The 10,278-nt window shown below is 70.5% G+C and carries 9 protein-coding genes and 1 pseudogene; 6 read left to right on the top strand and 4 right to left on the bottom strand.

From position 1 onward, the window contains the following. The coding region (locus ACSNOG_RS20195; protein ID WP_436754073.1) for a hypothetical protein at positions 1-2,823 on the bottom strand (2,823 nt) is incomplete at its 3' end. Between the two features lie 136 nt (positions 2,824-2,959). Between ACSNOG_RS20195 and ACSNOG_RS20190 the strand changes: the two genes are divergently transcribed. From ACSNOG_RS20190 to ACSNOG_RS20180, 3 genes are all read left to right on the top strand, one after another. Beyond that, positions 2,960-3,478: a hypothetical protein gene (locus tag ACSNOG_RS20190; protein WP_436754072.1), complete on the top strand. Its 519-nt coding sequence runs from the start codon at positions 2,960-2,962 to the stop codon at positions 3,476-3,478. 345 nt (positions 3,479-3,823) lie between these two features. Further along, positions 3,824-4,141, top strand: a complete 318-nt coding sequence (locus ACSNOG_RS20185) for a hypothetical protein (RefSeq protein ID WP_436754071.1) — start codon at positions 3,824-3,826, stop codon at positions 4,139-4,141. A 186-nt stretch (positions 4,142-4,327) separates the two neighbouring features. After that, positions 4,328-5,278, top strand: a complete 951-nt coding sequence (locus ACSNOG_RS20180; protein ID WP_436754070.1) for a helix-turn-helix domain-containing protein — start codon at positions 4,328-4,330, stop codon at positions 5,276-5,278. Here ACSNOG_RS20180 and ACSNOG_RS20175 read toward each other — a convergent pair. Beyond that, entirely contained in the window at positions 5,268-6,137 is an 870-nt protein-coding gene (locus tag ACSNOG_RS20175) for a PhzF family phenazine biosynthesis isomerase (RefSeq protein ID WP_436754069.1), read from the bottom strand. The two genes, ACSNOG_RS20180 and ACSNOG_RS20175, sit on opposite strands and share 11 nt — an antisense overlap. A gap of 109 nt (positions 6,138-6,246) precedes the next feature. Here ACSNOG_RS20175 and ACSNOG_RS20170 point away from each other — a divergent pair, with 109 nt between their 5' ends. Next, a complete protein-coding gene (locus ACSNOG_RS20170) occupies positions 6,247-7,185 on the top strand; it encodes a LysR family transcriptional regulator (protein ID WP_436754068.1) in 939 nt (312 codons plus the stop codon). Here the strand turns inward: ACSNOG_RS20170 and ACSNOG_RS20165 are convergent. After that, a complete protein-coding gene (locus ACSNOG_RS20165; RefSeq protein WP_436754067.1) occupies positions 7,158-7,967 on the bottom strand; it encodes an APH(3') family aminoglycoside O-phosphotransferase in 810 nt (269 codons plus the stop codon). The genes ACSNOG_RS20170 and ACSNOG_RS20165 overlap by 28 nt on opposite strands. A gap of 95 nt (positions 7,968-8,062) precedes the next feature. Here ACSNOG_RS20165 and ACSNOG_RS20160 point away from each other — a divergent pair, with 95 nt between their 5' ends. Both ACSNOG_RS20160 and ACSNOG_RS20155 read left to right on the top strand, forming a co-directional pair. Continuing rightward, positions 8,063-8,518 carry a hypothetical protein gene (locus tag ACSNOG_RS20160; protein WP_436754066.1) on the top strand — a complete coding sequence of 152 codons (456 nt, stop codon included), beginning with the start codon at positions 8,063-8,065 and terminating at the stop codon, positions 8,516-8,518. A gap of 269 nt (positions 8,519-8,787) precedes the next feature. Further along, a complete protein-coding gene (locus ACSNOG_RS20155) occupies positions 8,788-9,195 on the top strand; it encodes a TipAS antibiotic-recognition domain-containing protein (RefSeq protein WP_436754065.1) in 408 nt (135 codons plus the stop codon). A 200-nt stretch (positions 9,196-9,395) separates the two neighbouring features. Here the strand turns inward: ACSNOG_RS20155 and ACSNOG_RS20150 are convergent. Next, positions 9,396-10,254, bottom strand: a pseudogene (locus ACSNOG_RS20150) (IS5 family transposase); the annotation flags it as partial. Positions 10,255-10,278 lie beyond the last annotated feature (24 nt).

Genomic DNA, 10,278 nt, shown 5'->3' with positions numbered 1-10,278 from the left:
GGCTGTGGCTGTGGCTGTGGCTGTGGCTGTGGCTGTGGCTGTGGCTGTGGCTGTGGCTGTGGCTGTGGCTGTGGCTGCGGCTGCGGCAGCGGTCGCCGGTCCGAGCCGGCTGATCATGTCGAACGCGGCGCGCAGGACCGAGGTCCTCCCGGCGCCTCCGCAGCGCGGGTCGCCGAGTTCGGTGCCGGGACCGCCGTTGCGTTCGTCGGTGGAGTGCCCCGCGTCATGCAGGGCACCTACGTCGGTGGTCATACCGGTGCCGTTCGCTCCCCGCATGGCCTGCTGCATCAGGGCGGGCAGGAGCATGCCGCCGGTGCCGTCGTCGTTCCACAGCTCCGGGTGGCCCCACACGGGCTTGCCCGGCCTGCGGTAGAAGTCGACCATGTGGCCGGTGACCTGGGGCGGCTGGATCTGCTCGGCCTGGTAGTGCAGGTCGATCTCGTCGGCGCCGGCGAGGATGATCTGCGGCGGTCCCCAGTACGCGCGGTAGGGCGCGGTCATCGCGCCGATGCCGGTGGCGAAGACCTGGCGCAGCGCGGTGCGGAGGCGGTCGTCGGCGGCGGGCTTGAGGGCGAAGGCCCGGTCGGAGACGGCCTCGAACACCGGTGACCAGGCGCCCGTGGCATGCGCGGCCGCCAGCGCCGCCGTGTACGTGTCCTGTTCGCTGCCGGGCTGCGCGGCCTGCGCACCCAGCTTGGCCAGCCACCAGTTCGCGGCCCAGCTCCAGCCGCGGAACCCCGCGTAGGGCAGGAGGAGGAGCGTGGCCCCCTGGAGATCGGTCGCCAGCCTTTCCAGGTCGCGGGACTCGAAGTTGTTGGTCGGGCCGAGCAGCGGGACGTTCGCGTCGTTGGTGATCAGGATGGCCTGCTGCCGCATGCCGTGCGCGCCGTATCCGGCGATGGCCCGCCGGGTCGGGTCCTCGAACACGGCCTTCTGGGGTGCGACCGCCGCCCGGTCCGCGGTCAGTCGCGTGACCGTGTCCGGGTCGGCGGGGTGCGGGACGAAGCGGGCGGGCCAGTCGGTGCCGCCGAGCCGGTCGACGAAGAGGTTGAGCCCGAGTTTGCGGGCACGGGCCAGGTGCGCGGCTGTCGTGTCGGGCACGTCGGCGAATCGTGGCAAGTCGGCGATGCTTTGGTCGATGACAGGGCGGCGGGGGTCGGCCGGGTAGGAGAAGGCGTAGATGTCACCGTGTTGCGTGAGGTGGAAGTCGGGTTCGTCGGTGGGTTCATCGGCGGGTTCACTGGCGAGTTCGTCGGCGAACCCAGGGCCGATCTCCAGGTGGTGCGGCGCGACGGTGAATCCCGACAGGTCGGTGGCGTCGGTGCTGGTGCTGGTGCTGGTGTCGGTGTCGGTGCCGGCGGCGGTGTCGGTGCCGGCGGTGGTGTCGGCGTCCAGTACGTAACGGCCGGGCTCCCAGGACGCGGTGACCGTCGCGTCGAACTCGAAGCATCCCTTTCCCTGGTCCAGTGTCACGTTCTGGGGTTCGCCGACCTGCTCGCCTTCGCGCAGCACCGTGAGGCGTACGGCCGTGGGCAGCGGTACGCCGTCGGGCGCACGCGCGATGACCGTGACGTGGACGGGTTCGCCCCGGCCGTAGGAGAAGCGGTTCAACGGCTGGACGTCCGGCCGGGTCATCGGCAGGCCGCTGAGGATCGACAGGCTCCCCTTCGACCGGGGCACACGGACCTCGATCACGCCGTCCACGACGTACTCGCTGTAGCGTCCGGCGACGTCGGGCGAGACCCGTAGGTGGTACAGGCCGCGCGCGTCGGCGGGCGGCGTGACCGATCCGCCGGAGAGCGGAAGCCCGGTGAACTCCGGCACGCCCAGCGGACGCCACCACACCCGGAACCGCGGTGCGCCCCGCCACCTGCCCCGTTCGTGGCGGATCGTCAGCGGCACCGGCCGCCCGGCCTCCCACACCTCGTCCGGATAGCTCACCACCAGCCTCTCGACATCGGCGGGCACCGGTGGGCGGAGTGGCTGGCCCGTGCGCTGGTCGTACATCTCGAACAGCGTCGTCGGGTCGGACCGCTTCACGACGTACTGTCCGTCACGCAGGCGCAGCTCCGTCACGGGGCGGCTGTCGGGCAGGGCCAGGGTGACGGAACCGGTCTGGTGCCCGTCCAGGCCGTAGATCTTCACTTCGCGTGCGCCGCTGAGGACGTGGAGGCGGCCGTCGCCGTCCAGGTCGAAGAGTCCACGGCGATCGGTTCCCGCGGGGCCGGCCGGGACGCTCCACAGCGGCCGTCCGCCGAACTCCGACGCCCACACGACCCCGGACGGGCCCGGCCACAGGGTGTAGAGCCGGGAACGATCCTCCGCCACTCGCAGGCCCACCGTGCCGAAACGCGTCGTGACACCGAGCCGGCCGAGATCGAAGGCCGCCACCACGCCGCTCCGGTTGAGCCGGAGCACCCGCAGCGCGTACTGGTCGACGGCATAGAAGTCGCCGGACACGCCGCCCGCCTCGATCGCCGAGGGCGCGGCGAAGCCCACCGTGTCGTTGTCGGTGAACTCGTCGATGTGGCCGAGCAGGTTGAAATCGGCGTCCCAGAAGGCCACCCGGGGGTGGAGGTGCGCCTCCGCGGTCGCGATCACCCCCGCGGCGTTCGCCGTGATGGCGAGCACCGCGTACCCGACCTCCCCGGCCTTGGGCTTTGATCCGTCGACGGCGACGCGCAACGCGCGGCCGTCTCCCGGATTCTGCCCGGGATCGGCCAGGTAGATCTGCCCGTCCCGCCCGAGCCCGAGACCGAGCCGGGCGTTGGCCACGTCGAACTTCGGGTCGTACCGGGAAACGATATGTTCCAGAGTCTTCACGATGGCACCTTCATTTCCCGAAAGGCCCGATGTGACGTCTTTCAGATTCCCAGCAGGGGAGGGGGCGGGGCAAGGGGCGGGGCATCGGTCACGGGGGCTGCATCCCCCCGCGCCCGGGACGGGTGAGAATGCTGCGATGCCGGATGTGTTGTGGGACGACGTGAAGGACTACTTCGACCCGGAAACGGAGGGATGCCTGCCCGACGTCTTCGTCAGGGGAACGAACGTCGACGACTGGCAGGCATTCCTTGAATTGATCCCCTCTCAGGGCTGGTGGAGCGAGTACTCCGAGGGCGGCGACGTCATGTCGCTGCCGAGCGCCGAGCAGGTGCTGTCACGATCGCCCGACGCCGAATGCCCCCAGCTGCGGGTCCGGCCGGCCCCGGACATGGAGGCGATCTTCCGTTTCCTGTCGGACGACGAGATCGACTTCGACGTCGACCTGCGCGAGCTCCAAGGCCAGCAACGGATCGACCTGCTCTGCGACTTCCTGCACACGATCGGCAGCCACCTCGGCAAGCCTGTGGTGATGACACCCGAGGGCATGTACGAGCGGCCGATACTCGGCTACGACGTGGAGACCGGGCGTGTGATGCTCCTGGTCGGTCGGCAGCTCGCTGCCGCGGACATCGCGGCCGGTCGGGCGATCCAGTAGTCCGGCTGCGCGAATCAGGGCGGGCGTCAGCATGCATGGACGAACCACACCGGGCGCCAGTTCCGTTGACAATGCTCGTCGGGGCAGGCGGGGTGTTGGGCAGCCACTGACGATGCTCCCCGTAGAGCGATGACACGAGGCCGGTCGACTGGTTGTTCTTCCACGAGCCGCCGCTGTTCCATCCGTCGGGGATCTCGTGGAAGATGCCGCCGCACCTACCTGCAGGGTCCAGGCAACGCTCCTCACCCGGGACGGGAATGGTGATTCCCCGCCATTCAGTGAGATCTTGTTGACGGAACGATTCACCGCATCACACGATTCGTAGCCGCCTTCGCGATCACTGCCATGGCAGTGGCCGGAACGGCTGTGGCGGCCTCCCCGGCCGTGGCCGCCCCTGGTGCAAGCAGCCCGGCCGCGATCACGGCGTCGGCGGACGGCGAGCCGTCCACCGTGGCCGGGCGCGCTCAGGTTGCGGTCGCCTCAACCTCGATGGTGGCGCTGGCCGCGAAGGAGGAGGGCAAAGAGAAGAAAAAGAAGAAGGGCTTCTTCGCCAAGCTGGGCAAGTTCCTGCTGGTCTTCGTGCTCCTCATCGTTCTCTTCTTCATCCTCCTCATGGTGGCGATCGTTTATGCCGCGAAGCGGATCTTCCGCCGCCGCAGGTGACGTTCGTCGTCGGGCTGCCGGTCCGCTGCGAGGCGCCCTTGGCGGAGGGCCGGCCAATCTCCTGGCCAACGCTGGCGGTTGGGCGAAGGGGCGAGTTACGCTCGCCGCTCACAACCCCCATACGCAGGTGACCCCGGCGGTGCTACCAACACCCCGGGGCCCGACACCGAAGAGGTCAAGTCTTCGATGCGCATCCACCTTAGCGTGCGCAAGCGCGCCTTCACCGTGCTGGGCAACGAGGTCCTACGGGACCGGAGGCTCAGCTTCACCGCCCGGGGCATCCTCGCCTTCCTGTTATCCCTGCCGGACGGAGCCCGGGAGGACGTCCGCACCCTCGCCGACAAGAACCCCGGGCTGGGCCGCCGCGGCGTCGCCAAGGCGGTCGAGGAGCTGATCGAGCTCGGCTACTACGTGCGCCGCACGGTGCGCGATGAGGAGACCGGCCAGGTCCGTACGGAGACGTACGTCTTCGACAGCCCGCAACCGCCAGGGGCGCCGCTTCCCGTCCGGGCGGGAACCGGCGAGGCGAGTGCCGGGAAGACGGGAACGTTCCCCCGGGGGAAGAAGAACCCTGGTGAAGTACCTCCCACCCCCGGGCCCGTCGACCCGCCTGCCGGGCGAGCGGGGGAGCCGACACCCGCGGGTGGTGACGTAGGACGCGCCGCGGCGCTGCTGGCCCGGATCGGGGCGACGGAGCCCAAGCTCTTGCTCGGTACGGCGGACGTGCTCGCGCTGGCACCGCTCGCCGCCCCGTGGCTGGAACGCGGACTCCCCGAGCGGGTCGTCTGCTCGCTGCTCGCCGAGGAACTCCCGTCCCGCGTGTATTCGCCACGTGCGCTCCTGGCTGACCGTCTGGTGCGCAAGCTGCCCCCTGCCCTTCCCCGCGTGGGTCAGGACGCTGCCACACCAGCACCGGCATCGGCATCGGCAGCGTCGCTCGCGGAGTGCGGGGAGTGCGGGGAGTGCCGCGACCCACTGCCACGTGGACAGTCGCACGTCGGTGTGTGCCGTGCGTGCGCTGAGGCACGTCGCGGCGGTACGTCCGGGCGCAAGGCCACGGAGGTGAGAGATCCGGTGGTGGTCGGACATGTAGCTGCTCTGCGAGCGGTCGTCCGTGCGCGGCCGCTCACCCGGTGATCGGAACTGCGCGGCCGGTCACCCGCGTCCGCGCATCGGCCGGGTCGACGGCGATCAGCAGCTCGCTCGGGCGCCCCATGTCCTCGCCCTGCCGGATCTGTACGGTGGCGGGTTCGCGGACGGCGCCGACGGCCCGCAGGTAGCCCCCGAAGGCGGCCGCCGCGGCCCCCGTGGCCGGGTCCTCCACAATGCCTCCCACCGGGAACGGGTTGCGCGCGTGGAACACCCGCTCGCTCTCCCGCCACACCAGCATCACCGTGGTCCAACCGCGGGCACGCATTACCGTCGCGAGCCCGTCGAAGTCGTAGTCGAGGGCGGCCAGTCGGGCGCGGGAGCCTGCGGCGAGGACGAGGTGTTCGGCCCCGCCGAAGGCGACGTGGGGCGGGAACGCCGGGTCCAGGTCCTCCCGGGTCCAGCCGAGGAGGGCGAGGGTCTCGTCCACTTCGTCGTCCGCTGCCGGGCGGGAGTGCGTCGGAGCGCTGGTGAGCGTGGCCCGGCTGATCCCCGCCTCGTCGATGTCCGTCGCGACCCGGATCTCCCCGACCGGCGTGTCGAAGACCAGCTCGCCCGTACCCGTACGGTCGGCGAGGGTCGCGGCCGTCGCCACGGTGGCGTGACCGCAGAACGGGACTTCGGCCAGGGGGCTGAAGTAGCGGAGCCGGTAGCGCCGCGCGGCCTCGTCCCGTTCGGTGACGAAGGCGGTCTCGGAGTAGCCGACCTCGGCGGCGATCGCGAGCATCTGCTGCGCGTCGAGGCGCGTGGCGTCGAGGACGATGCCGGCGGGGTTGCCGCCGGAGGGGTCGGAGGTGAAGGCCGAGTAGCGGAGGATCTCGCCGGTGGTCATGGCGTCGGTTGTCATGGCCCCTACTCTCCCGGAGCGACCGGCATCGGCACCAACGATTGATCATGATGAGGGCCATCGAAAAACCCGATGGCAGGACGCCCGCCCGTGCCCGTACGCTCCGGCCGTGGACACCCGCCTCCTCCGAACCTTCCTCACCGTCGCGCGCACCGGCAACTTCACGGCCGCGGCCGACGAGCTGCACCTCGCCCAGTCAACGGTCACCGTCCAGATCCGGGCGCTGGAGAAGGAGTTCGGCACCCGGCTCTTCGACCGGCTGCCCAGGGGCGCCGCCCTCACCGACGCCGGCCGGCGCCTCGTTCCCCGGGCCGAGGAGGTCCTCGACGCCGAGGCGCGGCTACGCTCCGCGGCAGCCTCGGACGGGCTGCCCGTCGGCCGGATCGTCGTGGGCGCGGGCGAGACCCTGTGCGCCGCACGCCTGCCGGGCGTGGTCGCCGCCCTGCGCCGCTCCCACCCCGCGGTGGAGGTCGGCCTGGAGCCCGTGGGCACCCTCGCCGCCGTGGAGGGCCTGCGGACGGGCCGCCTCGACCTGGCCCTCCTCCTGGAGGAAGAGACCCCCTTCCCCGACTTGGCGACCGAGCTCCTGGCGTACGAACCTCTCGTCCTGCTCTGCGCGCCCGATCACCGCCTCGCCGACCGTACGGCGCCCGTCAGCTGGACGGAGCTGGCCGAAGAGTCGTTCTTCCTGCACGAGGAGGGCTGCTCCTACAGCGACCGGCTCGCCCGCAGCCTGCTGGCCGTACCGGACGGGCGGGCGCGGCTGACGCGCTTCGGCAGCATCGAGGCCGCCCGCTCGTGCGTCGCCGCCGGCCTCGGCCTTACGCTGCTGCCGCGCGCGACGGTCGCCGAGTCCTTGGCGGCGGGCCGCCTGGCGGCCGTACCGGGGCCGACGTTCCCCGACGTGCCCGTCCGCCTGGCCCGCCACCGAAGGCGCTGGCTGTCACCGGCTGCGCAGACGGTGGTCGAGGAACTCGGCCGGCACTTCGAAGAACCCGCGCGATGGGAACGCTCCGCGGATCAGAAGAACTCGTCCAGCAGCCGGTAAAAGGCCAGCCGCTCCTCGTCGAACAGACCCCTGCCGTAACGGTCGACGAAGCCCGCCACGCACTCGGGCCCGAACCAGGGATCTTCCTCCTCCCTAAGTTCCCTGAGTTCCCTGAGCGCCAGGGCGAGGTCGGTGTGCCGGTCGGCCACGCCGAGGCGGCCCACGTCGATGAAACCGGTGAGCCGGCAGGTGGTGGGGTCCAGCAGCAGGTTGTCGGGGCACAGGTCGCCGTGGCAGACCACCGGTTCCTCGACCGCCGGGCGGGTACGCGCGAGCGCGTCGAGGAGCTGCTGGGCCGACCACCCCTGCCGCTCGTCGTCAAGGTCGTCCAAGGCCACGAGCCCGGCACGGGCGTTGTGCTCGGCCTGCGGGACCGTCACCGCCAGACGCCTGTCGAACGGACAGTCCGCCGCGGGGAGTTCGTGCAGCATACGTGCGGCATCGGCCATGGCCTCGGCCACCCTCCGGCGCTGATGCCGCGGCCACTCGGCGGCGGGGACGCCCGGCACGGCCTCGGTGACCAGCCAGTACGAGGTGTCGTCGGCCCCGAGGTCGACAACACGGGGCGCGGGCACGCCCTGCCCGCCCAGCCACCGCAGACGCTCAGTCTCGCTCCGCAGGTCCTCACCGGACCCGGCACCGGCGTCCAGAGCCATCACCTTGACGTAGAGGTCGGACGCCCCGGACAGCCGGTAGACGACGGCCCCGGAGTTGCCGTCGGTGACGGGGGACCATGTGTGCCTGGGATATCTCTTGAGAAGGGCCTTGTCCACGAGGTTCACGGGCCCATCATGGGCATCTGGAGGTTACACACCGCCCCAAGCCCCCTGAGGAACTGGAGCGGACTCCAGGTCGGCAGTTGATCAGTGGCGCACTGATGTCGCTCGTGTACGGCCGGCTGCTGTGGTCGCTGTGCTGGAACGGCTACCTCGGTAGCTATTGGCTGTGGCCGCTGTTGCTGTTCACCCCCGACTTATGGCGGGCAGTTGGCGGCTGGCAGATCGGGTTCGACGGGGCGGCATACATCTACTACGTGCTGTTCGCACTGCCGATCACTGTGTTCTTCGGCCGGCTCGGCCGCGCCTGGCAGTCAGTACGGACCGATCCCACGCGCCTGGCCGCGTTCATCGACACAGTGCAGCGCCACGGCGCGGCTGTCTGCGTGCATCTGGTCGCGTCCTGTTCGAGGTCCTCAACGGTGCAGACGAGGTTGACGCCATCCTGCTTCCTGAAGAAGCGAGACCGTATGACGCCCACGCCGTCCCCGTTCCACCAGGGAGCATGCACTGCGTCGTCGCGCCGACGCTTCAGTTCGTGTGCGTCGCCGCAGTGAAGAGTCTCGGCCTCGGCCAGTGCGGCGGCCTGCGGAATGCTCCGGCGTGACTGCGCTACCAGCACTCGCCGCTCGAGCTGCGCCTTTCCGCCGCCGGCTGACCGGGCCGGAGCGCCGGAGGGTCCGAGAAATGGTTTGCCGACCCGGTGGCTGTGTGTCACCGTTCGGCCTGGACCAGCAGTTGATCATCGGCGGCCGGTCGATGTCGACATGTCGGCGGCCTCTCGGGGATCCACCGGAGAGGTGACGAAACGATGGGAACCGGTGTCGTGGGGAACAGTTACGAGGACGAGTGTCGCCGGTCGTTGGCCGAGGAGCAGGCGAAGAGCCTTGCCGAGACCAACAACTGGGAACATGTGGACAGGGAGCGGGTCCACCAGGACTGGGACGTTCTTTACCGGGAGATCACGGCTTTCCTGGACAGCGGCTCCCTGCCCGGGGACCAGCAGATCCAGGAGCTCGTCCGCAGGCACTTCGACATCGTCAGCCGGTTCTACACCCCCTCCAGGGAGGCTTACGTCGGCATGTCGCTCTTCTACGCCGAGGACGAGGCCATGAGGGCGTTCCACGATTCCTACCACCCCGGGATGGTGGAGTTCCTGGGCGCCGCGATCAAGGTGTTCGCCGAGCAGGGGAGCGGGTTCGCCCCCAGCGCAGGGGCCGAGGCTTCGGCGTAGTCGGGCGACACGGGCCAGGACATCGGCCGGCTCGCCGCCGAGAGCCCGCACCGGGGCCGTCACCGGCAGCCACCGGCTCAGGTCAGGTCCACAAACACAACAGCGGCCACGCGTGACGATACGCGCGGCCGCTGTCGTATGCGGCTTAGGCCGTTTCGTTCGGACCATCTTGCTGACCGGATGACGATGGTGGCGATGTGGAGTCCGGCGATGTGGACTCCGGCGAGGTAGACGGTGGCGGTCTTGTCGTGGCGAGTGGCGAGGCCGCGCCGTTGCTTGAGCTTGTTGATGCAGCGTTGGACCGTGTTGCGGTGTTTGTAGGCGTCGCGATCGAAGGCGGGCGGTCGGCCGCCGCCGAGGCTGCCCCGGTGCCTGTGGTCGGCAGCTTGGGCGGCGGGCTGCGGGGTGATCGCGCGGATGCCTTGGCGTGGCAGGTGGGACCGAATGGCGCGGGAGGAGCAGGCCTTGTCTGCCAGGATCGCGTCCGGGGTCGTCCGCGGCTGGCTGGCTGGCTGGCCGGTCGGCCGACCGACCGACCGACCGGCCGAGGCACCCGGATCCGGGCCAGGACGCGCTCGAACGCCGGCGCGTCACCGGCCTGGCCGGGTGTGAGGGCGATACGCGAGCGAGCGGCAACGCCCGCCGGCGGCCAGGTGAATGTTGGTGGTCGGTCCGCCGCGGGAGCGTCCGAGGGCGTGATGGGTCGGCTCGCCGGCCGGGTCCCCCTTTTGACGGGCCCGGCGGCGTGCGGGGGTGAGCGCGGACGATCGTGGAGTCGACCGCGAGGACCCAGTCGAGATCGCCGTGGGCGTCGGCCTGGGCCGGCAGGGCGGTGAAGACCTTCTCCCGGGTGCCGTCGGCGGCCCACATCCGCAACCGGTGGTGGGCTCCCTTCCATGAGCCGAGTGCTCCGGCGGCCGTCCACGGTGTTCCGGTGCGGTATTTGAACGCGATCGCGTCGATCACCTGCTGGTGATCACGCCACGTCCCACCCCGCCGCGACGTCCGGTCCGGTAGCAACGGCTCTATCCGCGCCCACTGCGCGTCAGACAACGACACGCATCAACCAACACGATCAGATTG

The sequence above is a fragment of the Streptomyces sp. URMC 124 genome, from assembly GCF_051386455.1.
GTDB lineage: Bacteria > Actinomycetota > Actinomycetes > Streptomycetales > Streptomycetaceae > Streptomyces.
Note: the sequence above shows the minus strand (reverse complement) of the source record. Positions and strands in the feature narration are given on the sequence as shown.